The organism is Sphingomonas sp. (assembly GCF_035944535.1).
GTDB lineage: Bacteria > Pseudomonadota > Alphaproteobacteria > Sphingomonadales > Sphingomonadaceae > Sphingomonas_B.
Genome location: NZ_DASZBC010000008.1, coordinates 52,038 through 77,748, shown reverse-complemented (window position 1 = coordinate 77,748; position 25,711 = coordinate 52,038). Strand labels below are relative to the sequence as shown.

Below are 25,711 nucleotides of genomic sequence, written 5' to 3'. Positions count from 1 at the left end.
GCAGAAGTGTATCAGTGTAGCAACACACTGCTTCAGCGGGTGGAGCCCGGTCCTGCCACGCCGGCGCGCTGCATCATCTGAAAGATGCCGATCGACTGTTCGCGGCCGGACTCCGGCACCGTTTCGCCCGTGCGGTCAATGATCTCGGCCCAATGCGCCGCGACGCCCTCCGGCGTGCGCTCGCCTTCGGGTAGATATTTGCCCTGCGTCATCGTCACATAAGCGGCGTGAAAGCCGCCCGCTCCGGCGCCGATGATCATATTCGTCGGCGCGTCTTCGCTCACGAGATAAAGGGCGGCGGGCACGACATTCTCCGGCGCGAAGGCGGCGAACGCCTCGGGCGGAAACAGGTCCTCGGTCATCCGCGTGCCGGCGACCGGCGCGATGGTGTTCACGCGAACATTATATTTCGCGCCCTCCAGGTAGAGCGTCTTGGTCAGCCCGGCGAGTCCGAGCTTGGCTGCGCCGTAATTGGCCTGGCCGAAATTGCCGTAGAGCCCGGTCGACGAGGCGGTCATCAGGATGCGGCCATAAGCCTGCTCGCGCATCGTGTCCCACACCGCCTTGGTGCAGTTGGCCGATCCGTTCAGGTGCACGTCGACAACGAAGCGGAAATCCTCGGGCTCCATCTTCGCGAAGCTCTTGTCGCGCAGCACGCCTGCATTGTTGATCAGCACATGGACGCCGCCCCAGCGTTCCTTGGCCTTGGCAACCATCTCGACCATTTGGGCATATTCGGTGACGCTGCCGCCATTCGACATCGCCTCGCCGCCGGCCGCCTCGATCTCCTCGACAACCTTGAGCGCGGCGTCCGAATGACCCGTGCCGTCCCGCGCGCCGCCCAGATCGTTGACGACGACCTTGGCGCCGCGCCGGGCAAGCTCCAGCGCATACGCGCGGCCGAGCCCGCCGCCGGCGCCGGTGACGATCGCGACGCGGTCCTTGAAGCTGATGGTCATGCGAAAAGAGCCTCCCGAAATGGTTCGGGAGGCTCTTTGCTCTTGAAGCGGGCAAGCCCGCAAGTCCGCTACGGATTAGCGGCGGCGACGCGCCGGCGGACCGCCGCGGCGGTCGGACGCGCGGCTTTCATCCTGTACGCAATTGTCGGTGATGGTGCGCGAGCAGCGCGGATAGCTGTCGCGCGGGGTCGGCGGCGCGGTCATGTTGCCGCCCTGCTGAACCATGACGGTGCCCGAACCGGTGGTGCCCATGGTGGTCGCGCCGGTGGTGGCGGTCGTGTCGGTGCTCATCGTCGAGCCGGTCGACATGTCCGTGGTCGTCGTTGTCGTGGTGCCCGTGGTGGTTCCCTGCGGCAGGGAGTCGCGGTCGCCCATGGACGATCCGGGCTGCATCACATTGCCCGATCCGACCGGCTGGCCGGCGTCGCGCGGATCGGCCTGCGCATAGGCAACGCCGCTGATCATCAGCGCAGTGCTCAAAAGAATCGTCTTCATCATCGTCTCCTCCGTTGCGCACGGGCCTTACAGCCCCGTGCGCTTCAAAGCCCCGTGCCCGAAGCGCAAAGCGCGCGGGGGTGTAACGATGCAGGCGGAGACTCGTTTCCAGCCTTGGCTAAGATTCTAGGCGGCAAGTCCTTCGAACTGAAGGCGGGCCAGCCGTGCATAGAGGCCACCCGCCGCGCTCAGGCTCTCGTGATTGCCCTGCTCTGCTATCCGCCCCTCATCCATGACGATGATGCGATCGGCGGCGCGCACGGTGGCGAGTCGGTGGGCGATGACGATCGTCGTGCGATCGACCATCAGGCGCTCCAGCGCATCCTGGACCAGCCGCTCGGACTCGGCGTCGAGCGCGCTCGTCGCCTCGTCCAGCAGCAGGATCGGCGCATCGCGCAGGATCGCGCGGGCAATCGCAAGCCGCTGCCGCTGCCCGCCAGACAGACGTGCGCCGCCTTCGCCCATAAAGGTGTCGAGGCCGTTCGGCAGCGCCTTCAGAAAAGCGGCGGCATTGGCCGCTTCGGCCGCGGCCCATAGCTCTTCGTCGGTCGCTTCCCACCGCCCATAGCGGAGATTGTCACGCGCGGAGGCAGCGAAGATCACCGTTTCCTGCGGCACCATGGCCAGGCGCGCGCGCACTTCGGCGGGGTCCGCCTTGCGCAGATCGACGCCGTCGATGCGGACGGTGCCCATTTGCGGGTCGTAGAAGCGCTGGGCGAGCTGGAGCAGGGTCGACTTGCCCGCACCCGAAGGCCCCACCACCGCCACCGTCTCGCCCGGCCGCACGTCCAGCGAGAAATCGTGCAGTGCGCTTGCGTCCGGCCGTGTCGGGTAGCGGAAAGTCACATTTTCGAACGAGAGCCGGCCCTGCGGCGGGGTCGGCAGCTGCAACGGCTTCGCGGGCGCGGTGATCTCGGGCTGTTCGGCCAGCAGTTCGGCGAGACGGCCCGCCGCGCCCGCGCCCCGCAGCAGGTCGCCATAGACCTCGGTCAGCGCCCCGAACGCTCCGGCGACTAGGCCCCCGGTCAGCACGAAGGCGGCAATCGAACCGCCGCTGATCCGGCCTGCGGCGACGTCCGTGACGCCTTCCTTGAGCACCAGCGTAATCGACCCGAAGATCAGCGCGATCACGATCGCGGTCATGATCGCACGAATGAAGATGCGGCGCTTGGCGGTGCCGAACGTCGCCTCAACGGCTGCGGCGAAGCGGCTCTTCTCCCGCTCTTCCTGGCCGAAGGCCTGGACGATTTTCATCGCGCCGAGCGTCTCGGAAACCATGGCCCCGACATCGGCAATGCGGTCCTGGCTGGCGCGGGAGAATTGCTTCACCCGGCGGCCCAGCACGACGATCGGCACCACCACCATCGGGATGCCGATCATCAGGAACCCGGCAAGCTTTGGCGACAGGATGAAGAGGTAAATGATGCCGCCGATGCCAGTGAAGGTGTTGCGCAGCGCCACCGAGACCGTCGTGCCGACGATCTGTTCGATGACAGCGGTGTCGCTGGTCATGCGCGACGCGATCTCGGACGGGCGGTTCTCTTCGAAGAAGCGGGGCGCCAGGCGGACGAGGTTCGCGTGTACCGCGCGGCGAATATCTCCGACCACCCGTTCGCCGATCCAGGAGACGAAATAGAAGCGAAAGGCGGTCGCTACTGCGAGGACGCCGACGATCATCAGCAGATAGTAAAAAGACGCGGAAACCGCCGCAGGATCGCCGTCTGACGCAAAGCCGCGGTCGATCACGCGCTTGAAGCCATAGGGAATCGCTATCGTTGCCCCCGACGAGATGACGAGCGCTGTCAGCGCCGCAGCGATCTGACCCGGATAGCGGAGGGCAAAGCGCCATACGGTGGCAAGATGGCCGAGCTTGCGGCTGATCGGTTCGGCGGTCTTGGTCTCAGCCATGGCAGCGCCGGTTAGCAGGGGGCACCGCGTGTCTCAACCTGGGCCGCGCCCTTCCGCCAACGCTGTCATGGCCGTTGCGTAACGAAACCGATTGAGCCAAACCCAGCCCCAAGCGTTCAGGGGTGGGCGCTATATAGGAACGCCGATGCTATACGACGCGTACGAACTTCAAAAATCTTGGCTGGCCGGGGCGAGCGCTTTTGCGAATGCCAGCGCCGGATTTCTCAACAACCCCGCTAATCCCATGGCCTATTTCGGTGGCGGACCGCTGATCGCGTCGGCGCTCGAGGTGTTCGCGCATGCGGCTGCGCCGCGTGGCAAGCCGGAGTTCGGCCTGACCTCGACGACGGTCGAGGGCCGCAAGGTGCTGGTCGAGGAGGAGATCGTCCTTCGCAAGCCGTTCGGTCAGTTGAAGCGCTTCCGCCGCGAAGGGGTCGAGGGCGGGCAGAAGCTGCTGATCGTCGCGCCCATGTCCGGCCATTATGCGACCCTGCTGCGCGGCACCGTGGAACGAATGCTGCCGCGGCATGACGTCTACATCACCGATTGGCGCGACGCGAAGCTGGTACCGTTAGAAGAGGGCAGCTTCGACCTGGACGACTATGTCGATTATCTGATCGAGTTCCTGGAAGCGATCGGGCCGGGCGCGCACATGCTTGCCGTCTGCCAACCCTCCGTTCCCTGCTATGTCGCGGCCTGCCTGATGTCGGCGGGCAAGCATCCGTGCCGGCCGAGGACGCTGACGATGATGGGCGGGCCCGTGGACACGCGCGAGGCGCCGACGGCAGTGAACACGCTCGCCACTCAGCGGCCGCACGCGTGGTTCCAGCAGAATGTAATCGCGACGGTCCCGTTCAGCTATCCGGGGGCAGGGCGAAAGGTTTACCCGGGTTTCCTGCAGCTCGCAGGTTTCATGTCGATGAACCTGGGCGATCACCTGATGAGCCATTGGGAGATGTTCAAGCATCTGGTCCAGGGCGATGGCGAGAGCGCGGACCGCACCAAGGAGTTCTACGACGAATATCGTTCGGTCTGCGACATGACGGCCGAGTTCTACCTGCAGACGATCGATCTGGTGTTCCAACGCCACGCCCTGCCCAAGGGCGAGTGGGTGCATCGCGGCGTGCGCGTCGACCCGGCCGCCATCACCGATATCGGCCTGCTCGCCATCGAGGGCGAGCGCGACGATATTTCCGGTATCGGCCAGACCAAGGCGGCGCTGAAGCTCGCCACCAAGCTGCCAAAGGCCGAGAAGAAGTATCTGCTGGCGGAAGGCGTCGGCCATTACGGCATTTTCAACGGCAGCAAATGGCGCGACCGCATTGCGCCCGTGGTCGAGGACTGGATCGCGCAGCACGCGGCGTAAAGTGCCTGCTGGCTGAGTTCCCGTCGTCATCCCCGCGAAAGCGGGGATCCATCTTCTTCTTCCTTCTCGTGCGCGACTCTGGGTTCCCGCTTTCGCGGGAATGACGAGGAGGAAGTTGCGTTCTGCGCTAGCTCGCCATCGAAAGCAGGACTCCCGCGCTTCCGCACAAACCAAGCAGCGGCAAGACCCCGACGTTCAGCCTGAAGGCGGCTATCAGCGCTGCGATGGACAACGCCGCTGCGCGCCAGTCGAGGCTGCGCCAGTCGGGCAGTTCCAATGCGAATGGACCAGGCATCAGCCTTCCGAACCAGTAATGGAGCACGAACCAGAGGGCGAGGTTCAGCACGACGCCGACAACGGCCGCGGTGATCGCCGACAGAGCGGAGGCGAGGGCGCGGTTGGCGCGCAGCCGCTCGACATAGGGCGCGCCGGCGAAGATCCAGACGAAGCAGGGCAGGAACGTCACCCAAGTGGTCAGCAATGCGCCGAGCGTCCCAGCGAGCAAGGGATCCAGGAGCCCGGCATTGCGATAGGCGGCGAGAAAGCCGACAAATTGCGTGACGATGATAAGCGGTCCGGGCGTCGTCTCTGCGAGCCCCAGTCCGTCCAGCATCTCGTTCGGCCGCAGCCAGCCGAACTGATCGACCGCCGCCTGCGCAACATAGGCGAGCACCGCATAGGCGCCGCCGAACGTCACCACCGCCATTTGCGAGAAGAAGATGGCAATGTCGCCGAACACTCGCGGTGCGGCGACGGCCAGCAGTGCGACCGGTGCCAGCCACAGCGCCAACAGCAGCGCGGCGACGCCCAAGGTGCGGTGCCCGTGCGCATGGGCGGGCAGTTCGGTCCCAAGTGCGCTTTCGTGATCCGGCAGGCCCGGTCCCGCGCTGCCATGCCCGCCCGCAGCGAAAGCTAGGCTGCCGGAGCGTCCTGCGAAAAAGCCGATCAAGCCCGCCGCCAGCACGACGAGCGGGAAGGGCAGGCCGAAGACGAACAGCGCCAGGAACGCCGCGGCTGCAAGCGCCTGCTGGGCACGGCTCCGCAAGGCGCGCTTGCCGATCCGCACCACTGCCTGAAAGACGATCGCGACCACGGCCGCTTTCAGGCCGAAGAACAGGGCTGCGACTGGCCCTACGCCTGCATAAAGGACATAGACCGAGCTGAGCGTCAGCACCGCCAACGCTCCCGGCAGCACGAAGAGGGTACCGGCAACGATGCCGCCTTTCACCCGATGCAGGAGCCATCCGATATAGATTGCCAGCTGCTGCGCCTCTGGCCCGGGCAGCAGCATGCAGAAGTTCAGCGCGTGCAGAAAGCGCTCCTCGCCGATCCAGCGCTTCTCCTCGACGAGCACGCGGTGCATCAAGGCGATCTGGCCGGCGGGGCCGCCGAAGCTGAGCAAGGCAATGCGCGTCCACACGCGCAGAGCCTCCCCGAAACTGATGCCGTGATCCGGTGCACCGCTCATCGGTCTTCAGACTAGCGGCCGCGCTCCCGGCGTCGCCGCAGTTTTTCTGAACGGCACAACATTGCCGCTATTGCGGCCGCGGCAGCACCAGCGGGAAGGTCTCGGGCGGTGCTTCGAACAGGCCGGCGAAGCGTTGCAGCGCTGCGCTGTCGCCGTCGATCTTCAGCGCTCCAGAGCCGACCAGCTCCATCGGCGTGCGGGCGCGGGTGAGAAGGGCGAGGATGGTCGGCACCGAACCGGTCAGCGTGGCTGCGGCCGCGGCGTCGCTCCGCTCATGGGTGAGCACCGATCGCGCCACCCGAACGAGGCGGCGCTCTCCCGTGGTCGGATCGGCGAAGGCCACCGCCAGAGTGACGCCCTGCGCCTTGGCAGGATCGAGCCGCACCGCCAGCACGTCCAGCAGCGACGAGAGCGGCATGCCGCGCGCGAGCTCCGATGCTCCGCGCTCCGCCTCCTTGGCGTGCGGACGTCCGCGGAGGTCCTGTGCGCCCGAAAGGTAGATATTCCGCCATGGGGCGCTCTCCGCCCGGTAGCCGAGCTGTTCCAGCGCAGAAGCCAGAGCGGCGCGCGCCTCGGAGGTGGGCTCGGCCATGACAAGGCGGCCGAGCAGCTCCGCAGCCCATCGGTGATCGCCGGCGGCATTGGCCTCGCGCCCAAGCTGCAGCACCCGCTGCGACCCGCCCAGCGCCGCCACATAGCGCTTGGCGAGGTCAGGCGCGGGCAGCGGGTCCAGACTCACCGGATTGCCGTCATAATGGCCCATATAGCGTTGGTAGACGGCGCGCGCGTTGAAGCTGACCGTGCCGTAATGGCCTCGGTTGAACCAGGCGCGGCCGAGCTCCGGCGGCAGTTCCAGCATGTTGCCAATCTCGACGCCGTTATGACCCTTGTTCATCAGCCGCACGGTCTGATCGTGGATGAACTTATAGGCGTCGCGATGCCGCTCCATGGCGTCCGTGATGGTGGCGCTGCCCCAGCGCGGCCAGAAATGCGGCGTGAACACCACTTCCGCCCGGCCCCCGAACCGCCGCCGCGCCTCGCTCAGATACTCCGCCCAGGCTTTCGCGTCGCGGACCAAAGCGCCGCGCGGCGTCAGCACATTGTGGAGCGCGCCGTTGAGATTCTCTGCCATGCACAAGGCCTTGAGCTCGGGCAGGTAGAAGTTCATCTCCGCCGGGGCCTCGGTGCCGGGCGTCAGCTGGAACTCGAAGCGGACGCCGTCGATTTCCAGTGTCTCGTCGCTCGCGATCTCGCGCGTTGGCGGGATCAGCGTGATGGCGCCGCCGGCCTGGCGCGCGCCGATGCCGGTGCCGATATGCCCCGCGGGACCGGTCGCGAGATTGTTGCCGAACATGTAACGGGCGCGGGTGCTCATTGCGGGGCCGGCGATCACGTTCTCGCTGAGAGCATGCTCCAGGAAGCCCGCGGGCGCATAGATGGCGACCTTGCCGGCCCTCATGTCCGCTTCGTCGACCACGCCGCGCACGCCGCCGAAATGATCGACATGGCTGTGCGTGTAGATGACGGCGCTGACCGGCCGCGCGCCGAGATGCTTCGTCACCAGCGCCATGGCGGCACGGGCGATCTCCGCCGTGGTCAGTGGATCGACGATAATCCAGCCGGACCGACCGCGGATCACGGTCAGGTTCGACAGGTCGAGCCCGCGCACCTGCCAGATGTCATTCGAAACCTTGAACAGGCCGTGCCGTGCAGTCAGCTGCGCATTGCGCCACAGGCTGGGATTGACCGTATCCGGCGCTTCGCCCTTGAGGAACTCGATCGACCGGAGGTCGCGCACCACTGCGCCTTTCCCATCGCGGATCACCGGGTCGGCGAAGCTGGCAATGAAACCGCGCTCGGCAAAGTCGAAATCCTGCCGGTCGGCAAAGTCGAGCTGCCGGGCGAGCGTCGCATTCGCCTCGCGCGTCGCTTTCGTCGGCGCATCCTGAGCCGATGCGCTGCCCGCCGCCAGCAGCATCGCAAGCATGATGGTCCGCATGACCGCTCCCCCTTTTCCGGCCGCGAATGTTTCAGAGGGGCGCGGCAGCGTCAAACCCTGACAGCGCTGAACAAAGCCGCTAGGGGCCCGCGCCATGGAAGCCATCTCGCACATGATCGAGGCGATCATCGCCTTTCTGGCCTATTACATCATCGCGGTGATCAGCTGGGGGGGCTATTGGGGGATCGTCATCCTGATGGCGATCGAGAGCGCCTGCATTCCGCTTCCGTCCGAGATCATCATGCCGTTCGGCGGCTATCTGGTCTCGACCGGCGAGATGAACCTCTACTGGGTCGCCACCGCGGGTGCGTTCGGCTGCAATGTCGGCTCCATCCCGGCCTATGAGCTCGGCAAGCGCGGCGGCCGGGCGGCAATCGTCAAATGGGGCAAATATGTCCTGCTCGACACCTATGACCTTGAGTTGGCGGAGCGCTTCTTCGCCCGGTTCGGCAGCGCGGCGGTGCTGATCGCGCGCATGCTGCCGATCGTGCGCTCCTTCATCGCCTTTCCCGCCGGCATCGCGCGCATGCCGCTGCCGCAGTTCCACATCTACACTTTCATCGGCTCCTGGCCGTTCTGCTTCGGCCTTGCCTGGATCGGCATGGTGCTGGGCGAGGCATGGAACAACGATCCACGAGTGAAGGCCTGGTTCCACCGTTTCGACGCGATCATCGTGCTGGCGGGCGTGGCATTCGTCGCCTGGTTCCTCTGGACCCGCTGGAAGCGCCGCGCACGCTAAAGGCCGGAACCATCTGCCCTCCCGGACGTGAGTGCCGGCAAGGAGGACCGGAGATGGACCGCACGCGCGAGCAGCAGGAAAATGAGGAACTCAACTCGGTGGGCGCCGGCGCCCAGAGCAGCGACTTGAACGTATCGGAGCCGGTCAGCGGCATGCCGGCCGGAGGCCCGCACGATCTTGGCGACAAGGCGGCGCGCGAAAAGCAGGACGCGACCGGCCAGGCCTGAACTCAGCAGAGGAGAGCCAAGCTGCCTTTTTGGGCAAGCCTGAACGCCATTCTCCAGACGTCGCTGGACGGCGTCGTCGTGGTCGATCGGGCTGGCACGGTCCGAGGCTGGAATCGCTGGGCCACCACCATCTTCGGCTGGACAGACAAGGAGGCGATGGGAAGAAACTTCGCCGATCTTATCATCCCCGCCCGTCACCGAAAGTTAGCGACGGCCAGGCTCGTTCAGCTGGCGCAGGAACCCGGCGAAGGTGAGTTCGTGTCGCGTGTGGACGTAACCGCCTGCCGCGCCGACGGGAGCGAGTTTCCGGTCGAACTCGGCGTGGTCAGGACAGAGGCCGATGACGGCGACATGCTCCTGCTCGGCTTTGCCCGCGACGTGACGGCCGAGCGGCGGGCGATGAGGGAATTGGAGACTGCGCAGGAACAACTGCGGAGAAGCGAAGAACTTTACCGGTATGTGGTCGAGCTGGGCAGCTTCATTCCCTGGATCGCTGACGAGGACGGCAGCCTGCTCACGATCGGTCAGCGCTGGACCGAATGGACGGGAACGCCCGTGGAAGCGGGACTCGGCGAGGGCTGGGTCGGCTTCGTACATCCTGACGACGCCCCTGAAGTAGATGCAACCTGGCAGCGCGCGGTGCGCTCCGGCGACCGGCTGGAGATCGATTATCGGCTCCGTTTCGCAGGCGGCGATTACCGCTGGTGCCGGGCAAGGACAACGAAACGGACCGACGTGGTGGCCGGGGCGGCGAGCTGGTACGGCACGCTCGAAGACGTGCACGAGCACCGCCTGGCCGACGAAGCGAGCCGGCGCGCTCAAGCAGAGCTGTCGCATGTGTCGCGGCTGAGTGCGATGGGCGCCATGGCGTCCGTCATTGCGCATGACTTGAACCAGCCGCTGACCGCTGTCGCCCATTATGTGCGGGGATGCAAACAGCTCCTTCCGACGCTTGCAGGCGACAATCGGGACGCGATTGCGGAAGCGATGGAGGACGCCGATCGCGGCATTGTGCGCGCCGGAGACATCGTCCGCCGCATGCGCGAATTCGTCCAGCGCGGCACGGTCGAGTGCCAGGCCGAGGATCTGGCAGAGCTGGTGGAGGAAGCCTGCCGCCTGGCCCTGATCGACGCGCCGATGCGGGGCGTCACTCACCGTCTGTCTGCAAACGCGAGGTGCACCGTCATGGTAGACCGGGTCCAGATCCAGCAGGTGGTGGTCAATCTGCTGCGCAACGCGGTCGAGGCGCTCAAGGACCAGCCCAGGCGCGAGATCCGGATCAGCATCGGCCAGGAGAAGCCCGGCTATTGCGAGGTCGCTATATGCGACACTGGCCGCGGCATCCCCGCCGAAGCCGCCGAGCGGATGTTCGACCCCTTCTTCACGACGCGCAAAGACGGAATGGGCATAGGCCTGTCGATCAGCCGCATGATCATCGAGGCGCATGGCGGCACGATCTGGAACGACAGCAAGGCCGGGCAGGGAACGACCATCCGCTTCACCTTGCCGATCGCGTCCGGTCACGAGTCCCCAGCCAGCTCTTGAACCAAGCGGATGAGTTAGCGCCATAGATAATCTCCCTCCCCGCCATGTGCTGGAAGGCTTCCTCCACGGTCGCCCCGCCGAATGTAGAGTGGCCGGGGAGTGGCCTTCAACCAGCGCGTGAAGCGGCGCCGACCGATAGGCCCTCACCCCGGAAACGGATGTCGGATGAGCGCGAACCGCGCCCGATGGTTTTTTGACGGACCGTCCCGTGCAACCCGCGCTTCTCAATCGCTCGGCACACGACAACCGAGCAAAATGGAGCAACTTGCGACGGTATCCTCCGGAACGTCTCTCGCAATGGAATGTTGATGAACTCCCCCCCCCCCGGGGGCTGCTGCCCGGGCGCAAGATCCGGGTCGGTTGCGGATCCATGCGAACTCTCACGGCCACGGTCCGCTGGGTCCATCACGGGCAGGCCGGGCTGCGGCTCGACAAGCCCATCGACTTGGCGGAGTTCGAAAGCGCCACGGCCGAGGCGGCGCTGGGAAGAAGGATCTGAATGGACGACACACCATCAGCGATCGGCTACAAGGCGGAAGACCTGCCGCCAGACCGGATCGTCTATGTGGTGGACGATGAAAGCGATGTCCGGCGTTCCTTGGGCTTCTTCTTGAAGACGGCGGGTTTTCTGCCCCGCCCCTTCCTGAACGGCCGCGATTTCCTCGCCGAATCCGACAATCTGGCGCCCGGCTGTGCGCTGATCGATGTGCGAATGCCCGATGTCGATGGGCTGGAGGTGATCGGGGAACTGGCGCGGCGACGCTTTCGCTTGCCTATCATCGTGATGACTGGCCATGGCGACATCGCCACGGCCGTCCGTGCGATGAAGCTGGGCGCGGTAGACTTTCTGGAGAAGCCATTCGAGGACGGAGTATTGATCGAAGCGCTTAACCGCGGCTTCGAAGCACTGGGCAAGGACGTGCATTTTGAGCGGGAACGGAGCGAGGCGGAACGCCGGCTGTCGGCGCTTACCCCCCGCGAACGCGACGTGCTGGGCCTGCTGGCGGATGGCAAGTCTAACAAGGAAGTGGCGATCGCGCTCGATCTGAGCGTTCGAACAGTGGAAATGCACCGCGCGACGATGTTCGACCGCTTGGGCGTGCGGACCTTGCCGGAAGCGCTGAAGATGGCGTTCCGGGCACGCCCCGATCTGGTGCTGTCGGAGTGATCTGAGACACGATCCGGCGCGGCCCCCCTGGGACCGGGCCGGACCGGCTCCGGCCTCGGGATGGGGTCCTAGGCCGTGAGCGCGGGGAGGCGCGGGTCGGCGCCCTTGATCGACACCGGAGCACCGGCGCCCTTGCGCCGGCGGAGCCAGTCGCGGACCATCTCGGCCGAGGTGTGGTCGATCGCCTCGAGTTCGCTGACGTCGATCTCGACCGGCTTCGAAGGCGGCGAGTCCTCCAGCACGGCCGAGAGCTTCGGCAGGGTCAGAAAGCTCGCCACGCCGCGCAGACGGATGGCATGGGCCTCGCCGTCGTGCGCTTGCTCCACCCGCAGCTTGAGGCGGCGGAGATAGGGCACAACCTCCAGCATCGATAGCGCGATGCCGACCAGCACGCCGGTTAGCAGGTCGACGGCCACGACCGTAACGAGGGTCGCTCCCCAGATCAAGGCAGGCAGCACACCATAGCTCTGCAGCAGGTTGCGGACGTGGCCGACATGGACCAGCCGCCAACCCGTCACGACCAGCACTGCCGCGAGCGAAGCCATTGGGATCTCGCGCAGGATCCAGGGTAGCAAGGCAACAAAGCCGAGGATCCAGGTGCCGTGCAGGATGGTCGAAAGGCGCGTCGCCGCACCGGCCTGCACGTTGGCGGAGCTGCGGACGATCACGCCGGTCATTGGCAGGGCTCCGGCGGCACCGCACAGCAGGTTGCCCACGCCCTGCGCGCGCAATTCCTTGTTATAGTCGGTGCGGACGCCATTGTGCATCTTGTCGACGGCGGCCGCCGACAGCAGCGTCTCGGCGCTGGCGATGAAAGCGATGGCCACGGCCGCGACCAGGATGGCGGGGTTGGCCCAGCTGCCGAGCAGGTCGGCGGGCGGGGCGATGGCGCTGACGATATTCTCCGGCACGTCGACGCGCGCGACCGGCAGGCCGAAAGCGAAGGCGACAAGGGTGCCGAGAAGCACGCCGGTCAGCGCACCGGGGAGAAGCTTCAGCGGCTGCGGCTTGAACTTGTCCCAGAGCAGCATGCCGGCGATGGTGGTCAGGCCGATGCCGAAAGCCAGCTCCGTGGCGCCGAGGCTTGAATCCGGAGACAGGCCGACCAGCCGGCCCGGCATGGCGAACAGGTTGGCAAGGCCGCTGGGCAGGGGCTTCTGGTCGAACAGCACGTGGAATTGGCCGACCACGATCAGCACGCCGATGCCGGCCAGCATGCCATGCACCACGGCCGGCGAAATGGCGCGGAACCAGCCGCCAAGCTTCATCGCGCCGGCAATCAGTTGGATCGCTCCGGCGAGGATCAGGATCGGACCGAGCGCGCTCAGGCCCAGATCCCGCACCATTTCAAAAACGATGACCGCAAGGCCCGCGGCCGGGCCGCTGACCTGAAGCGGGGAGCCGGCCAGGGCACCAACCACGATGCCGCCTATGATGCCGGTGATCAGGCCCTTTTCCGGGGGCACGCCCGAAGCAATGGCGATGCCCATGCAGAGCGGCATGGCAACCAGGAAAACGACGACCGATGCCGCGAAATCCCGCGGCGCCGATGCAAGGGTCGGACGCGAAACGCCCGGCGTGAGAATAGCGGCGGTCACTCGGCCGCCTCCGCATAGACCGGCGCGTCGATGTCCGCCGCGCGCCGCGGGGCTGCCGCGAGCGCGACCGGGATCGGCTGATCATGTTCGATGCGGCGGAAGCGGCCGGTCTGCCCGTCCAGCGCCAGCACACCGCCCTGCTGAATGTCGAAATACCAGCCGTGCAGCGTCAGCTTGCCACGCGCGATGCAGGCCGCGACGGAGGGATGGGTACGCAGGTGCGTCAGCTGGACCACTACATTCTCCAGCGCGGCCGCGCGCGGCTTCTCTTCGGGCGAGAGGTCCGGATAATTGGCTTCGACGACCTGGCGTGCCGCGGCGCTGTGCCGCAACCACGCCGCGACGTTCGGCATCTTGGCCGTGATCTCGGGGTTCATCAGCCCCTTCATCGCGCCGCAATCGGAATGGCCGCACACGATGATATCGCGCACGCCCAGCGCCTCGACCGCGAACTCGACCGTCGAGGTCACGCCGCCATTGGCCTGAGAATAAGGGGGCACGATGTTGCCGGCGTTGCGGCAGACGAACAGGTCGCCCGGCTGCGCCCGCATGATTTCTTCAGGCACCACGCGCGAATCGGCGCAGGAGATCATCAGCGCCTTGGGGCTCTGGCCCTTGGTGGCGAGGCGCTCGTAAAGATCTGAGCGGATTGGAAAAACTTCCCGCTGGAAGTCGAGAACGCGTCCGATCAGCTCGTTCACAGCTGCAAGCTCCTTCACTGGTGGAGCGGTGCAGATACAGCGCGAGTTTTGCCGCCGTTCGGCTGGTTTGTAAGGAAATGTTGCTAGGTGCGATGCAGCAAAATGCGCGCGGAGAGGCCGCCCTCGCGCCGATTCGCCAGAGTGAAGGTGCCACCTTCCGCCTCAACCGCCCGAGCGACGATCGGCAGACCGAGGCCGAAGCCGACGGTGTCCCGAGGCCGGGCCGTGTCGAGGCGCACAAACGGTTTCAGCACTTCCTGCAGCTGGTCTTCAGGCAATCCGGGACCATTATCCTCGACAATGATCTCGACCTCTTCGGTGCGCTCCTCGACCCGCACGACGGCGCTGGTGCCATGGTGCACCGCATTGTCCATCAGGTTGGAGATGGCCCGCTTCAGGCCCAGCGGCCTGACGGCGAGTTCCAGATGGTGGGGACCTTCGTAGCGCACGTCGAACCCGCGATCGGCTGCGTCGTCGGCCAGGGTCGCGCACAGCACCGCAATGTCGGTCGAGGCAGCCGCCTCCGGATCGCTGTCGCCGCCCAGATAGGCGAGCAGCGACTCAACCATCGCTTCCATCTCGCTGATGTCCTGCTCGATCGCCCGCCGCGCCTCGCCGTCCTCCACGCTCTCGGCGCGCAGCCGCAGCCGGGCGAGCGGCGTGCGGAAATCATGGCCGACCGCCGCCAGCGCCTGGGTGCGGTTCTCGATCAACTGGTGGATGCGCTCCTGCATGTTGTTGAAGGCGCGGATCACCGTCACGACTTCGTTCGGTCCCTGCTCGGGGACATGTTCTTCGAGACCATGCCCGACCCGATCGGCGGCGAGCGCCAACCGTCTCAGCGGCTTCAGGACGACGCGCATCAGCAGCCCCGCCAGCAGCACCAGGCCAAGCGCGGGGATCAGCGCGAGCAGAATGCGCTCGGCCGCGAGGTTCAATCCGTCGAGTGGATGAAGGGTCTGAAAGTAAAGCCAGGACCCGTCGTTCAGTCGCATCAGACCCGCCACGACGGACTTGCGGCCCGGCGAGACGAGCCACATGCGCACGTCATTCTCGCGCAGCGACGGCTCCCAGGCGATCACCTGCTTGCGCATCCCATCGACCGCCGGCGCGATCCTCGGTACGCTCGGCTCCTGCGGTTTCCAGCGTACCAGATAGCGGTCGGTGGTGAGTTCAGCGGCCATGGCGGGCCGCTGCTCCGGCGGCCGCTCGACCACCAGCCGGCGGCAGATGATCAGATGCTCGGCCAAGCGGCGCGCCTCGTCCTCGCGCACCGAGAACTGGCTTGCCCGCTCATAGAGTAAGGTGGAGATGCCGAACTCGATCGTGACGGTCAGCAGCAGAATGGCGATCAGCCTGCCGATCAGGCCGACGGAAGGCCGGAGCAGGCTCATCGCCGCTCGACGGGCACGTTCAGCATATAGCCGACGCCGCGCACGGTGAGGATCGGCGCTTCCTTGCCGGAACCGGACAGCTTGCGCCTTAGCCGGCTGACCAGCACGTCGACGCTGCGATCGGAGCTGTCGCCCAGCCGCGCGCGGGAGAGTTCGATCAGGCGTTCGCGCGCGATCACTCGCTGGGCATTGTCGCAAAGCGTCACGAGCAGGTCGAACTCGGCGCCGGTCAGCTCGACGATCGCGCCGGTGGGGGAGCGGAGCTGGCGACGGGGCAGGCTCATCGTCCAGCCATCGAAGCCGAGCTCGCCCTGACTGTCCTTGCGCTGCGCTTCGGAGAGTGGCGGACGGCGCAGCACGGCGCGCACCCGGGCGACAAGCTCGCGCGTGCCGAAGGGCTTGGGAATGAAGTCGTCGGCGCCAAGCTCCAGTCCGATCACCCGGTCGGTCTCGCTGCCCTTGGCCGACACGAAAATGATCGGCGCATCGGTGCGCTGGCGCAGCTGTCGGCAAAGATCGAGGCCATTGGTGCCGGGCAGCATGATGTCCAGCAGCACGAGATCGGCCGGTCCCTGCTCCAGCGCCCCCCACATTTCGGGCGCCGCGGCCGCCGCCTGCACGGCAAAGCCGTTTTCCTTGAGCGCGCGGACCATCAGCGCGCGGAGCGCAGGATCGTCTTCCACCAGCAGGATCTTGGGAGCAGTCATCGGCAGGAGAGCTTAGTAACGCGGCAACCTGAACGATCAACCGGGGCCTAGTCGAACCTGACGATCTCGGCCGATCCGGGGCCTGCCGCCGGAAGGGCATGCTCGACCGGCGCCACGGGCGTTCCGCTCAGCGCCGCTGCAAGCCGCTCCGTGTTCAGCGCTCGCTGCCACTTGGCGACGACGATGGTGGCGACCGCATTGCCGATGAAGTTGGTGAGCGCCCGGCATTCGGACATGAAGCGGTCGACACCAAGGATCAGCGCCATGCCGGCGACCGGCACGCTCGGCACGACCGAGAGAGTTGCGGCCAGGGTGATGAAGCCGGCGCCGGTCACGCCCGCAGCACCCTTGGAGCTGATTACCGCTACGCCCAGCAGCAGGAGCTGCTCGCCCAGACTCAGTTCGATGCCGAGCGCCTGGGCGATGAACAGACTGGCCAGCGACATGTAGATGTTGGTGCCGTCGAGGTTGAAGCTGTAGCCGGTCGGTACGACGATGCCGACCACGCTGTCATCGACGCCGGCGCGCTCCATCTTCTCCATCAGGCTCGGCAGCGCGGCTTCCGATGAGGAGGTGCCGAACACCAGCAACAGCTCTTCCTTCAGGTAGGCGATCAGCCGTAGGATCGAGAAGCCGGCGGCAAGCGCGATGCCGCCCAGCACGATCAGCACGAAGGCGAGCGAGGTGGTGTAGAAGGTCGCGACCAGCGCGATCAGGTTCACCACCGATCGGATGCCATATTGGCCGATGGTGAAGGCGAAGGCGCCGAATGCTCCTATCGGCGCCGCTCGCATGAAGATCGAGACGAGCGTGAAGAAGGCGTCGGTCAGCGCGTCGAGCAGGGTCATCACCGGCGCGGCCCGCGCGCCGATCAGCGCCAGTGAAATGCCGAACGGGATCGCCACGAACAGCACCTGCAGGATGTTGCCGCCGGTGAAGGCGCCGACGAACGTTTCGGGCACGATGTCGAGCAGGAAGCCGGTCAGCGTCAGCTCGTGCGACTTGGCGGCATAGCCGGACACGGCGCCGGCATTAAGCGTCGCCGGATCGACCGCCATGCCCGCGCCCGGCCGCACGACATTGGCGACGACCAGGCCCCACACCAGCGCGAAGCTGGAAACAACGATGAAGTAAGTGAACGCCTTGGCCGCGACGGAGCCGACGGTGCCGAGACTCCGCATCCGCCCGATGCCGGTCGCGATGGTCAGGAAGATGACCGGCGCGATGATCATCTTAACGATCTTGATGAAGGTATCGCCGAGCGGCTTCAGCGCGACGCCGGTCTGCGGCCAATAATGCCCGACCAGTGCGCCCGCGACGATCGCGACCAGCACCTGCACATAAAGCTGTGTCCACCAGGGCCGCCGGCGGGCGGGCTCGGCCGTGCGCATCATTTTTTCGCGGCCAGGATCATGTCGCTCGCCTTTTCCGCGATCATCATGGTGGGCGCGTTTGTGTTGCCGGTGATCAGCGCCGGCATCACGCTAGCATCGACGACGCGTAGCGCTTCGACGCCGCGTACCTTCAGCTCGGGATCGAGCACGCTCGTCGGATCGCTGCCCATCCGGCAGGTGCCGACCGGGTGATAGATGGTCTCGGCCCAGTCCCGGACCGCCGAAACCATTGTCTCGCGGTCGCGGACCTGATCGCCTGGCCACACTTCCGGTCCGCGATAGGCATCAAAGGCGGGCGCCTGGGCGATGCGCCTCGTCACCTCGATCGCCGCGAGCAACGTGTCGAGATCGGCCGGTGCGGAGAGATAGTCGGGATCGATCGCCGGATGCGCGGTCGGCTCGGGTGCCTTCAGCCGGATGGTGCCGCGGCTCTCGGGGCGAAGCTGGCAGACATGCATTTGAAAGCCATGCTCCCGCTCCATGCCGCCGCGGCCGTGCGGCGGCACCAGTGCGGCGACGAAGTGGATCTGGATGTCGGGCGCGACCAGGCCAGTCCGGGTCGAGAAGAACGCGCCAGCCGGCGTCGGGATGTAGCTGCCTTGCCCCGTCTTGCGGAACAGCCACTGCGCGAAGGTCGCGATCTGGGCGACCAGCCGCGCATTGGCGTTCAGCGACACCTGCTGCGTGCAGCGCCATTGCAGGATCACATCGAGATGGTCCTGCAGATTGCCGCCCACGTCGGGGCTGTCGTGCACCACGGCGATGCCATGATCGCGCAGATGCTCGGCCGGACCGATGCCCGACAGCATCAGCAATTGCGGCGAGTTGATCGCGCCGCCGCACAGAATAACCTCTCGCGCGGCGACGGTCTGAGTCTTGCCGTTTCGCCTGAGCGCCACGCCGTTGGCCCGTTTGCCGTCGAACACCACGCGTTCGACTAGCACGTCCGTCCACACGTCGAGATTGGGACGTTTCAGCGCCGGTTCGAGATAGGCCTTCGCGGCCGACCAGCGGCAACCGTTGCTGGTTGTCGAGTCGTAGATGCCGGCGCCTTCCAGCTGCAACCCGTTGAAGTCGTCTGTTCGGGAAATGCCCGTCTGCTCGGCGGCCTCAAGGAATGCATCGATCAGCGGATTGTCGAGGCGGCGGATCGAGGTGTGGAGCGGCCCCTCGCCGCCATGCACGTCGCAGGCGCCCCGCTCCGACCGTTCGGCGCGCCTGAAATAGGGCAGGACATCGTCCCAGCCCCAGCCGGTACAGCCAAGCTGCGCCCAGCGATCATAGTCGCTCGCATGGCCGCGGATATAGACCATGCCGTTGATCGAGGAGGAGCCGCCAAGCGCCCGCCCGCGCGGCCAATAAAGGCGGCGCCCGTTCAGATGGCGCTGCGGCTCGGTCCAGTAATTCCAGTTGGCCTTGTGCTGCTTTTCCGGCGGTAGGATCTGCGCGATGCCGGCGGGCATGTGGAACATCGCCCCCTTGTCGCGCCCGCCCGCCTCCAGCAGCAGCACGCGCGCGTTCGGATCCGCCGAGAGCCGGTTGGCGAGCACACACCCGGCGCTACCCGCCCCGACGATCAGGAAATCATAGTCAGTCGCCACTGCGCTTACATCGCAGTCAGCAGCGGCTTCCGCAACCGAGCTTGAAGGTTCCATCGAAGTGGCGCCCCGCCGCTACCGGGAACACCACGCCCGCTAGAAGTGTCCTTCGCCTGCGGAGACAGGCTGATGGCGCGTTCCAATGTAGCGCCGTCGCTCGCGAAGCCGAGTTCGTCGCTTGCTGCTCGTCATGGCGCAGCGGAGACCAAGAAAGAAGCGCGCAATGATCAACCTTTCGCTTCCCAGTCCAACCCAACTTGCCGCCTATCTTGCGCGGATCGGGTTTTCAGGTCGGCCCCGCCCCGATTTCGAGACGCTGGCGGCGCTCAATCGGCTTCACGCCGAAGGGTTGCCTTACGAAAATTTCGACGTGCAGCTCGGCCGCCGCGTGACTCGCGATCCGCGTGCTGCCTATGTCAAATTTCTCGAGCAGCGGCGCGGCGGCTGGTGTTACGAGTATAACGGGCTGTTCGCCTGGATGCTTGAAGGCGTCGGCTTTCGCGTGCGGCGCCTGGCCGGCGCGGTGATGCGGGAAGCGGCCGGCCAGGCGGCTGTCGGCAACCATCTCGTTCCCGTTGTCGAGCTTGACCAGCTTTACGTCGCCGACCCTTCAATGGGGCTTATGGAGCCGGTGCCGATCGCGGAAGGTCCGATCCGCCACGGCTGGCGGCGCTTCGCGTTCGAGCGGCTGGACGGAGGCTGGTGGCGTTTCCGCAATCATCCCGACATTCCGCCGCCTTCGATGGATTTCAACCTCGCCGTCGATGATCCTGCCCTGCTTGACGAACGCTGCGTCTGGCTTCAGACCGACGCCAGTTCGCCCTTCGTGCGGAACGCCATCCTTCAGCGCAATTTCGCCGATCGGCTGGAGGCGATTGTCGGCCGGGCGCACATGACGGTGAACGCGCAAGGCAAGCAGGAGCGGGAGATCGCGGGACCGGACGAGCTGGCGCACATCGCCCGCGAGCGTTTCGACGTCGACGTGCCGGATCTGCCTGCGCTCTGGGCGCGCATCGCCGCCGCGCCGGCTGGCGGGTTCCTCGCTCCAATGGAAACTGCAAGCTAGCCGCCCATGACGATTTTGTTCGCGTCGTTTTAAGGGGTTTTAACCAAGTCGACCTTAAGCCTGCCGCCGAACTTCTTTCCGAAGGACGGCTCATGCGTAAACTCGTGCTTCTTGCCCCGATCGTCACTCTCGCCGCGTGCGGGGGCGCGGGGCCGCAGTCGGTGGGCAGCAACGCCGCGCCCGCCGGTGCGCCGCAGAGCCCGTCGAACAGTCACAGCTTCGTCGCGCCGACGGTGCAGAAGACCTATTCGGCGATTGGCGGCGTGCACAGCTATGCCTACACAACCCAGACGGGCGGGAATGCCCAGACTGGGCAGCTTTACGCCGGCGACGGCTCCACCGCCCGCAACAGCGGCATCACCGTCGACTATAATCCGCGGGACGCGATCTTCGAGGTCAAGATCGTCGCGCCGAACGCCAATGTGAACCAGACGCTGCGCTTCCAGGACCCGCTGCACCGCACTGATTTCGGCGGCCTGCGCGAGCCGCAGGTGGGCGTGCCGCGCCTCTCCGCAGGCGGCATCCAGTATCTCCAGGCGGGAGCGCGCAAGGAGCCGGTCCGCTTCGATCCGGCACAGACGGACATGGTGCCAGTCGGCGACCCCACCGGCATCTACAACAACGTCTCCTTCTTTTATCAGAAGCCCGGCACCGAGACGAAATACGTCACCTTCGCGGGCTATGTGCGCAACAACACCGCCATCGTCGAAGAGATTCTGCCCGGTGGCGGCAGCCGCATCCTCCAGAACAATACGCTGGAGCGCGCTGCTTTCGCCTATGGCGAGCGAACCGATATCGACGCCGTGCCGCGCACCGGCAGCGCCACCTATAACGGGGCGATGGTCGCAACCATGGTCTATAATCCGCTACGCGACAGCGTGAACAACGCGCCGACCTACTTCCAGTGGATCGAAGGGCGCAGCAAGACCACGGTCGACTTCGGCGCCAGCAGCTTCACGCTTGACCTGACCGGCACCACCTTCGCGCCGCAATATGACGCCTTTACCAGCAAGCAGACGGTGCTGGGCGCCGGCGCCACCTTCACCGCGACCGGCGCGGGCCGCGTCGACCTGGTCAATGGCGGCGGCTTCCTGGGCCAGTTCACGGCGGCGTCGTTCGGCGCGGGCAACAATGTTACCATCGCCGGCTCCAGCATCGATGGCGCCTTCTTCGGACCCGCCGCGGCCGAGGTCGGCGGCGGCTTCCGCATCGTCGGCGGCACCCCGGACCAGCGCATCGACATTCTCGGCGCCTTTACCGGCATCAAATAATGTTCGCCGCATTGCTCCTGGCGGCGCAAGCCGCCACGAGCCCCGCGCCTGCCTGCGATGCGGCGGGTCTCTGCACGGCCCGGCTGACCGGCGACGAGCTGCTGGCCACGGCCGAAAAGTTGGTCCTGGCCCGCGAGTTCGATGCCGCCCGGCCGCTGATCGCGGCGCTGGAGCAGGTGCCGGGCAGGCAGATGGAGCGCCATTTCCTCACCGGCTATGTCGCGATCGAGACTGGCCAGGTGAAGCAGGCCATCGCCGAGTTCCGCGCCGCGCTGGCGATCGACCCATCGCAGACGCGGGTTCGCCTCGAACTCGCCCGCGCGCTGCTGATGGACGGCGACCAGAGCGCCGCCGATCATCATTTCCGCCTGGCTTCGCAGGACAAGCGCCTGCCGCCCGAGATCGCCGCCACGATCCGCTCCACGCGCGGCATCATCCGCGACCAGCGAGTGTGGAACTTCCGCTTCGACTTCGGCCTGGCGCCCGACACCAACATCAATAACGCCACATCGGCGGAACAGGTCGACCTGCTGGTCAGCCCCAATAACCGCGTGCCCTTTGCGCTGAACGAAGACGCCAAGCCGCGTTCGGGCCTGGGCCTGACCGGCAGCTTCTCGGGCGGGCTGCGCTTCAAGCAGAGCGACAAGCTTGCCCTGCTGGTCGATGGGGACGGCCAGTTCACCCATTACGAAGACGATGATTTCGACGATTATATGCTCCAACTCGCGGTCGGGCCGGAATGGAAGCTCAGCGCCAGGACGGCGGTGACCGTTCAGGCAGTCGGGCTGCAGCGCTGGTTCGGCGGCAAAACCGCGCAGCAGCAGATCGGCGTCAAGACGGGCCTGACCAGCTTCCTCGATCAGGGGCAGCGTATCGGCGTGCAGCTGGATGCCCGCCGCACCGAATCCGGGTTCGGCACCAGCTATGACGGCTGGCAGTATGGCGCCTATGGCACTTATGAGCGGGTCGTCGCCAAGACGATGATCGCGTCTGCCAGCGCCTTCATCCGCCGCGAATCCGTCCGTTCCGACGCGCTCTCGAACAGCGAGTTCGGCATCAATGCCGGCGTTGGCGGCGAACTCCCGCACGGCATCAATGCCGGCGTTTCGGGAGGCGTGTCCTTTGCGCGCTTCGATGCGCCGATCGAGCTCTTCTCGGACGACAAGCGCCGCGACACCCGCATCACCGCCCGCGCCTATCTCGGCAGCCGCAAGACCCGCGTGCTCGGCTTCTCGCCCTCGGTCACCTACAGCTACACCCATATCGGGTCGAACTACGCCTTCTACGATTCCGACAGGCACCGCTTCCGCTTCGCGCTCGCCCGCTTCTTCTGACGGGTTGCGGCTTTGGACCGGCGAGACCATAGAGCCGCCAGTTCCAGCCAGAGGTAGACAGATGAAAGCGCGCGTGTTCGTCACCCTGAAGAACGGCGTCCTCGATCCGCAAGGCAAGGCGATCCACCACGCGCTGGAGGGCCTGGGCTTTCAGGGCGTCAACGATGTGCGCCAGGGCAAGATGATCGAACTCGACCTGGCGGACGGCACCTCCGATGCCGATATCGAGGCGATGTGCACCAAGCTTCTCGCCAACACCGTCATCGAGAATTTCCGGGTTGAGCGGCAATGAAGAGCGCGGTCATCGTCTTCCCCGGCTCCAACTGCGACCGGGACCTGGCCGTCGCGATAGAGCAGGTGACCGGCCGCGCACCCGCCATGGTCTGGCACCGCGACACCGAGCTGCCGGACGGCACTGGGCTGGTCGCGCTGCCCGGCGGCTTTTCCTATGGCGATTACTTGCGCACCGGAGCCATCTCGGCGCGCAGCCCGATCATGGACGCGGTGGCGAAAGCGGCCGATCGCGGCGTGCCGGTGCTGGGCGTGTGCAACGGCTTCCAGGTGCTGACCGAGGCGGGGCTGCTGCCGGGCGCGCTGATGCGGAACGCGAACCTCAACTTCATCTGCCGCGACGTGCAGCTGACAGTCGAGAACGCCCAGTCCGCCTTCACCAGCCGCTACGACGCCGGGGAGACGATCACCATTCCGGTCGCGCACCATGATGGCAATTACTTCGCCGACGATGAGACGCTGGACCGGCTGGAAGGCGAAGGCCGCGTCGCCTTCCGCTATGCCGAGGCGTGCAATGGCTCCGCCCGCAACATCGCCGGCATTCTGAACGCCCAGGGCAATGTGCTCGGCATGATGCCGCACCCGGAGCGCAAGGTCGAAGCGGCCCATGGCGGCACCGACGGGCGCCGCCTGTTCGAAGGCCTGCTGGAGACTGTCGGGGCATAGACCGCAACTCGACATTGGGTTCGTCATCCCCGCGAAAGCGGGGACCCAGCTCTTCTTCCCTTCACTCCTGGGTTCCCACGCTCGCGGGAATGACGAGGGTTCGAGTTGCGCCTGATCAGACCGCCGCCTTGATGGCAATGATCGCGAGCGCCCACAGCACCAGCAGCGCCGGCAGGATCAGCACCTGGACGATCGCCTCGCCGCCCCCCAGGCGACCGGTCGCCGTTTCGACACCTTCCTCCATGAACTCGGCCCAGCTCTGCTTGCGGCCCTCCTGCTGACCGGCGACGCGCGCCCAGGCAGCGGGCGTGGCGAAGGCCGCGGCCAGGAACACGAAGCAGATCGCCATCGGCAGCGACAGCTCATGGCTCATCAGCCCGGCGGCGAGGATGGCGAGGAACAGGCCAAAGCCGGCGAACATCGCGACGTGCAAGGCGGGGTGAAGATCGAACACCCGCTCCGCGCGGTTGCGCCTCAGCGGCAACGCCGCCGACTTCGCAGCGTCGAATATTGCGGACGGTGACTGAAAAGACATGCCCCTACTCCTTGTTCAACGGGAGCATTGTCCTGCCGCCGGTCGCGGCGAGCTATCCGGGATTGTCCTTAGCCCCGCTTCAGCACGCGGGTGTGGCGGGCAAGCAGCATCAGCACGGTCGGCCACAGGATCGTGTTCAGCACGTCCTTCAGGTTCGCGAGTAGATACAGGCGCGTGCCGTAGACGATGCTGTCGCGCAGATCCCATGCCTCACCGGCAAGGGCAGCGGCGAGCACCAGCAGCCAGGGCCGCCAACCCTTGATCGGCCAGCGCAGCAGCATCGCGCTGCCGAGGAACAGGGTCAGCGCCACATAGATGTGCAGCGAATCCTTCGACAGGTGCAGATGCTCGACGAGCATCCATTTGACGTTCTGCAAGGGGCTCATATGCGGGCGGCAAAGGGGGTAAAGTCGGTGCCCTCGTCATAGACGTCGACGCCCTCGCGCCGCTTCAGAAAGCCGACCACCGCATAGGTGACCGGCGTCAGGATCACTTCCCAGGCGACCTTCAGCACCCATTGCGTGACCATCACCTGCAGCACCAGCTCCGTGGTCCAGCCGGCGCCGCCCCAGAAGGCGAGCGGGTAGAAGATCAGGCTGTCGATCCCCTGCCCGGCAACGGTCGAGCCGATCGTGCGCGACCAGAGATGCCGGCCGCCGGTCCAAATTTTCATCCGCGCGAGCACGAAGGCGTTGACGAACTCGCCCGCCCAAAATGCCGCGATCGATGCGAAGACGATCCGCGGCACTTGCCCGAAGATCGCCTCGTAAGCCGCCTGGTTGCCCCAACTGGGCGCGGGGGGCAGCGCCACCACCACCCAGGACATGAAGGCCATGAACAGCAAGGCTGCCGTGCCCGTCCAGATCACGCGCCGGGCGCGCGCATAGCCATAGACTTCGGTCAGCACGTCGCCGATCACATAGGAGACGGGGAAGAAGAGGATGCCGGCGCCGAACGGCCAAGGGCCGATGCCCGGCAGCATGATCTCGGCGACCTTGCCGGCGCCGAGCACGTTCGACAGCAGGATGATCGCCACGAACGCGGCCATTACGAAATCGAAATAGCGGAAATGCGTGCCCGCGAGCGCCCGCGCATCGACCGCGCGCACTCCCTCTGCCCCTTCACTCATGGCGGCGCACAGTATCGCCGTTTCGCACCCGCACAAGCCGCGCTATGGGAGGCCCGTGCGCGCCCGTAGCTCAGTTGGATAGAGCACGAGCCTTCTAAGCTTGGGGCCGCAGGTTCGAATCCTGCCGGGCGCGCCAATGGGCTATTTCGAACT

The 25,711-nt window shown here is 66.1% G+C and carries 25 protein-coding genes and 1 tRNA gene; 12 read left to right on the top strand and 14 right to left on the bottom strand.

Annotated features, from left to right (window positions below):
- Nucleotides 1-32 precede the first annotated feature (32 nt).
- The 3 genes from VGT77_RS09030 to VGT77_RS09020 form a co-directional block, all read right to left on the bottom strand.
- Nucleotides 33-959, bottom strand: coding sequence for an SDR family NAD(P)-dependent oxidoreductase (locus VGT77_RS09030; protein ID WP_327461715.1), 927 nt, complete (start codon nt 957-959; stop codon nt 33-35).
- A 75-nt stretch (nt 960-1,034) separates the two neighbouring features.
- Complete coding sequence (locus tag VGT77_RS09025) at nt 1,035-1,457, bottom strand: hypothetical protein (RefSeq protein ID WP_327461713.1); 423 nt, start codon at nt 1,455-1,457, stop codon at nt 1,035-1,037.
- Between the two features lie 123 nt (nt 1,458-1,580).
- The gene (locus VGT77_RS09020; RefSeq protein WP_327461711.1) at nt 1,581-3,362 is read right to left on the bottom strand and encodes an ABC transporter transmembrane domain-containing protein; all 1,782 of its coding nucleotides are present in this window, start codon (nt 3,360-3,362) and stop codon (nt 1,581-1,583) included.
- Between the two features lie 145 nt (nt 3,363-3,507).
- On the opposite strand from VGT77_RS09020, the gene VGT77_RS09015 reads away from it, so the two are divergent.
- The gene (locus VGT77_RS09015; RefSeq protein WP_327461709.1) at nt 3,508-4,728 is read left to right on the top strand and encodes a polyhydroxyalkanoate depolymerase; all 1,221 of its coding nucleotides are present in this window, start codon (nt 3,508-3,510) and stop codon (nt 4,726-4,728) included.
- 127 nt (nt 4,729-4,855) lie between these two features.
- Here VGT77_RS09015 and chrA read toward each other — a convergent pair whose 3' ends face one another.
- Both chrA and VGT77_RS09005 read right to left on the bottom strand, forming a co-directional pair.
- Nucleotides 4,856-6,196 carry a chromate efflux transporter gene (gene chrA, locus VGT77_RS09010; RefSeq protein WP_327461707.1) on the bottom strand — a complete coding sequence of 447 codons (1,341 nt, stop codon included), beginning with the start codon at nt 6,194-6,196 and terminating at the stop codon, nt 4,856-4,858.
- 67 nt (nt 6,197-6,263) lie between these two features.
- Nucleotides 6,264-8,195, bottom strand: a complete 1,932-nt coding sequence (locus tag VGT77_RS09005) for an alkyl/aryl-sulfatase (protein ID WP_327461705.1) — start codon at nt 8,193-8,195, stop codon at nt 6,264-6,266.
- A gap of 112 nt (nt 8,196-8,307) precedes the next feature.
- On the opposite strand from VGT77_RS09005, the gene VGT77_RS09000 reads away from it, so the two are divergent.
- The 5 genes from VGT77_RS09000 (at nt 8,308) to VGT77_RS08980 (ending at nt 11,874) form a co-directional block, all read left to right on the top strand.
- Nucleotides 8,308-8,934: a DedA family protein gene (locus VGT77_RS09000; RefSeq protein WP_327461857.1), complete on the top strand. Its 627-nt coding sequence runs from the start codon at nt 8,308-8,310 to the stop codon at nt 8,932-8,934.
- 53 nt (nt 8,935-8,987) lie between these two features.
- Entirely contained in the window at nt 8,988-9,161 is a 174-nt protein-coding gene (locus VGT77_RS08995) for a hypothetical protein (protein ID WP_327461703.1), read from the top strand.
- Nucleotides 9,162-9,182: 21 nt separating this feature from the next.
- Nucleotides 9,183-10,706, top strand: coding sequence for a PAS domain S-box protein (locus tag VGT77_RS08990; RefSeq protein ID WP_327461855.1), 1,524 nt, complete (start codon nt 9,183-9,185; stop codon nt 10,704-10,706).
- Nucleotides 10,707-11,076: 370 nt separating this feature from the next.
- Complete coding sequence (locus tag VGT77_RS08985) at nt 11,077-11,205, top strand: hypothetical protein (protein ID WP_327461701.1); 129 nt, start codon at nt 11,077-11,079, stop codon at nt 11,203-11,205.
- Entirely contained in the window at nt 11,206-11,874 is a 669-nt protein-coding gene (locus tag VGT77_RS08980) for a response regulator transcription factor (RefSeq protein WP_327461699.1), read from the top strand. It begins immediately after the preceding gene.
- A 68-nt stretch (nt 11,875-11,942) separates the two neighbouring features.
- Here VGT77_RS08980 and VGT77_RS08975 read toward each other — a convergent pair whose 3' ends face one another.
- The 6 genes from VGT77_RS08975 to VGT77_RS08950 all read right to left on the bottom strand — a co-directional run bounded on the left by VGT77_RS08975 (nt 11,943) and on the right by VGT77_RS08950 (nt 19,269).
- On the bottom strand, nt 11,943-13,472 hold the full coding sequence (locus VGT77_RS08975; protein ID WP_414713377.1) for a SulP family inorganic anion transporter: 1,530 nt from the start codon (nt 13,470-13,472) through the stop codon (nt 11,943-11,945).
- Complete coding sequence (locus VGT77_RS08970; protein ID WP_327461698.1) at nt 13,469-14,173, bottom strand: carbonic anhydrase; 705 nt, start codon at nt 14,171-14,173, stop codon at nt 13,469-13,471. Before VGT77_RS08970 ends, VGT77_RS08975 begins: the two co-directional genes overlap by 4 nt.
- Before the next feature lie 83 nt (nt 14,174-14,256).
- The gene (locus VGT77_RS08965; RefSeq protein ID WP_327461696.1) at nt 14,257-15,567 is read right to left on the bottom strand and encodes an ATP-binding protein; all 1,311 of its coding nucleotides are present in this window, start codon (nt 15,565-15,567) and stop codon (nt 14,257-14,259) included.
- Nucleotides 15,564-16,274 (bottom strand): response regulator transcription factor, encoded by a 711-nt coding sequence (locus VGT77_RS08960; protein ID WP_327461694.1) that lies wholly within the window; start codon nt 16,272-16,274, stop codon nt 15,564-15,566. The genes VGT77_RS08965 and VGT77_RS08960 overlap by 4 nt, the downstream gene beginning before the upstream one ends.
- 47 nt (nt 16,275-16,321) lie before the next feature.
- Nucleotides 16,322-17,668 (bottom strand): C4-dicarboxylate transporter DctA, encoded by a 1,347-nt coding sequence (dctA, locus tag VGT77_RS08955; RefSeq protein ID WP_414713376.1) that lies wholly within the window; start codon nt 17,666-17,668, stop codon nt 16,322-16,324.
- Complete coding sequence (locus VGT77_RS08950; protein ID WP_327461692.1) at nt 17,665-19,269, bottom strand: choline dehydrogenase; 1,605 nt, start codon at nt 19,267-19,269, stop codon at nt 17,665-17,667. The genes dctA and VGT77_RS08950 overlap by 4 nt, the downstream gene beginning before the upstream one ends.
- A gap of 220 nt (nt 19,270-19,489) precedes the next feature.
- On the opposite strand from VGT77_RS08950, the gene VGT77_RS08945 reads away from it, so the two are divergent.
- The 5 genes from VGT77_RS08945 to purQ all read left to right on the top strand — a co-directional run bounded on the left by VGT77_RS08945 (nt 19,490) and on the right by purQ (nt 23,894).
- Nucleotides 19,490-20,332: an arylamine N-acetyltransferase family protein gene (locus VGT77_RS08945; protein WP_327461690.1), complete on the top strand. Its 843-nt coding sequence runs from the start codon at nt 19,490-19,492 to the stop codon at nt 20,330-20,332.
- A 92-nt stretch (nt 20,333-20,424) separates the two neighbouring features.
- A complete protein-coding gene (locus VGT77_RS08940; RefSeq protein WP_327461688.1) occupies nt 20,425-21,603 on the top strand; it encodes a transferrin-binding protein-like solute binding protein in 1,179 nt (392 codons plus the stop codon).
- Complete coding sequence (locus VGT77_RS08935; protein ID WP_327461686.1) at nt 21,603-22,937, top strand: surface lipoprotein assembly modifier; 1,335 nt, start codon at nt 21,603-21,605, stop codon at nt 22,935-22,937. Before VGT77_RS08940 ends, VGT77_RS08935 begins: the two co-directional genes overlap by 1 nt.
- A 61-nt stretch (nt 22,938-22,998) precedes the next feature.
- Nucleotides 22,999-23,229: a phosphoribosylformylglycinamidine synthase subunit PurS gene (gene purS, locus VGT77_RS08930; protein ID WP_327461684.1), complete on the top strand. Its 231-nt coding sequence runs from the start codon at nt 22,999-23,001 to the stop codon at nt 23,227-23,229.
- Nucleotides 23,226-23,894 carry a phosphoribosylformylglycinamidine synthase subunit PurQ gene (gene purQ / locus VGT77_RS08925; protein ID WP_327461682.1) on the top strand — a complete coding sequence of 223 codons (669 nt, stop codon included), beginning with the start codon at nt 23,226-23,228 and terminating at the stop codon, nt 23,892-23,894. Before purS ends, purQ begins: the two co-directional genes overlap by 4 nt.
- A 115-nt stretch (nt 23,895-24,009) precedes the next feature.
- Here the strand turns inward: purQ and VGT77_RS08920 are convergent, their stop codons facing one another.
- The 3 genes from VGT77_RS08920 to VGT77_RS08910 form a co-directional block, all read right to left on the bottom strand.
- Complete coding sequence (locus tag VGT77_RS08920; protein WP_327461680.1) at nt 24,010-24,429, bottom strand: hypothetical protein; 420 nt, start codon at nt 24,427-24,429, stop codon at nt 24,010-24,012.
- A gap of 68 nt (nt 24,430-24,497) precedes the next feature.
- Nucleotides 24,498-24,815: a hypothetical protein gene (locus VGT77_RS08915; protein ID WP_327461678.1), complete on the bottom strand. Its 318-nt coding sequence runs from the start codon at nt 24,813-24,815 to the stop codon at nt 24,498-24,500.
- Nucleotides 24,812-25,558, bottom strand: a complete 747-nt coding sequence (locus VGT77_RS08910) for a queuosine precursor transporter (RefSeq protein ID WP_327461676.1) — start codon at nt 25,556-25,558, stop codon at nt 24,812-24,814. The genes VGT77_RS08915 and VGT77_RS08910 overlap by 4 nt, the downstream gene beginning before the upstream one ends.
- Nucleotides 25,559-25,617: 59 nt before the next feature.
- On the opposite strand from VGT77_RS08910, the gene VGT77_RS08905 reads away from it, so the two are divergent.
- Nucleotides 25,618-25,694: transfer RNA gene (locus tag VGT77_RS08905), tRNA-Arg, on the top strand.
- The last annotated feature ends 17 nt before the right edge of the window (nt 25,695-25,711 follow it).

What these genes read in the sequence shown, in the direction of transcription:
- VGT77_RS08920 (WP_327461680.1), bottom strand. Translation starts at nt 24,429, where the DNA reads ATGTCTTTTCAGTCACCGTCCGCAATATTCGACGCTGCGAAGTCGGCG.
- VGT77_RS09020 (WP_327461711.1), bottom strand. Translation starts at nt 3,362, where the DNA reads ATGGCTGAGACCAAGACCGCCGAACCGATCAGCCGCAAGCTCGGCCAT.
- VGT77_RS09000 (WP_327461857.1), top strand. Translation starts at nt 8,308, where the DNA reads ATGATCGAGGCGATCATCGCCTTTCTGGCCTATTACATCATCGCGGTG.
- chrA (WP_327461707.1), bottom strand. Translation starts at nt 6,196, where the DNA reads ATGAGCGGTGCACCGGATCACGGCATCAGTTTCGGGGAGGCTCTGCGC.
- VGT77_RS08965 (WP_327461696.1), bottom strand. Translation starts at nt 15,567, where the DNA reads ATGAGCCTGCTCCGGCCTTCCGTCGGCCTGATCGGCAGGCTGATCGCC.
- VGT77_RS09025 (WP_327461713.1), bottom strand. Translation starts at nt 1,457, where the DNA reads ATGATGAAGACGATTCTTTTGAGCACTGCGCTGATGATCAGCGGCGTT.
- VGT77_RS08945 (WP_327461690.1), top strand. Translation starts at nt 19,490, where the DNA reads ATGATCAACCTTTCGCTTCCCAGTCCAACCCAACTTGCCGCCTATCTT.
- VGT77_RS08985 (WP_327461701.1), top strand. Translation starts at nt 11,077, where the DNA reads ATGCGAACTCTCACGGCCACGGTCCGCTGGGTCCATCACGGGCAGGCC.
- purS (WP_327461684.1), top strand. Translation starts at nt 22,999, where the DNA reads ATGAAAGCGCGCGTGTTCGTCACCCTGAAGAACGGCGTCCTCGATCCG.
- VGT77_RS08910 (WP_327461676.1), bottom strand. Translation starts at nt 25,558, where the DNA reads ATGAGTGAAGGGGCAGAGGGAGTGCGCGCGGTCGATGCGCGGGCGCTC.
- VGT77_RS09030 (WP_327461715.1), bottom strand. Translation starts at nt 959, where the DNA reads ATGACCATCAGCTTCAAGGACCGCGTCGCGATCGTCACCGGCGCCGGC.
- purQ (WP_327461682.1), top strand. Translation starts at nt 23,226, where the DNA reads ATGAAGAGCGCGGTCATCGTCTTCCCCGGCTCCAACTGCGACCGGGAC.
- VGT77_RS08980 (WP_327461699.1), top strand. Translation starts at nt 11,206, where the DNA reads ATGGACGACACACCATCAGCGATCGGCTACAAGGCGGAAGACCTGCCG.
- VGT77_RS08940 (WP_327461688.1), top strand. Translation starts at nt 20,425, where the DNA reads ATGCGTAAACTCGTGCTTCTTGCCCCGATCGTCACTCTCGCCGCGTGC.
- VGT77_RS09005 (WP_327461705.1), bottom strand. Translation starts at nt 8,195, where the DNA reads ATGCGGACCATCATGCTTGCGATGCTGCTGGCGGCGGGCAGCGCATCG.
- VGT77_RS08935 (WP_327461686.1), top strand. Translation starts at nt 21,603, where the DNA reads ATGTTCGCCGCATTGCTCCTGGCGGCGCAAGCCGCCACGAGCCCCGCG.
- VGT77_RS09015 (WP_327461709.1), top strand. Translation starts at nt 3,508, where the DNA reads ATGCTATACGACGCGTACGAACTTCAAAAATCTTGGCTGGCCGGGGCG.
- dctA (WP_414713376.1), bottom strand. Translation starts at nt 17,668, where the DNA reads ATGATGCGCACGGCCGAGCCCGCCCGCCGGCGGCCCTGGTGGACACAG.
- VGT77_RS08915 (WP_327461678.1), bottom strand. Translation starts at nt 24,815, where the DNA reads ATGAGCCCCTTGCAGAACGTCAAATGGATGCTCGTCGAGCATCTGCAC.
- VGT77_RS08995 (WP_327461703.1), top strand. Translation starts at nt 8,988, where the DNA reads ATGGACCGCACGCGCGAGCAGCAGGAAAATGAGGAACTCAACTCGGTG.
- VGT77_RS08960 (WP_327461694.1), bottom strand. Translation starts at nt 16,274, where the DNA reads ATGACTGCTCCCAAGATCCTGCTGGTGGAAGACGATCCTGCGCTCCGC.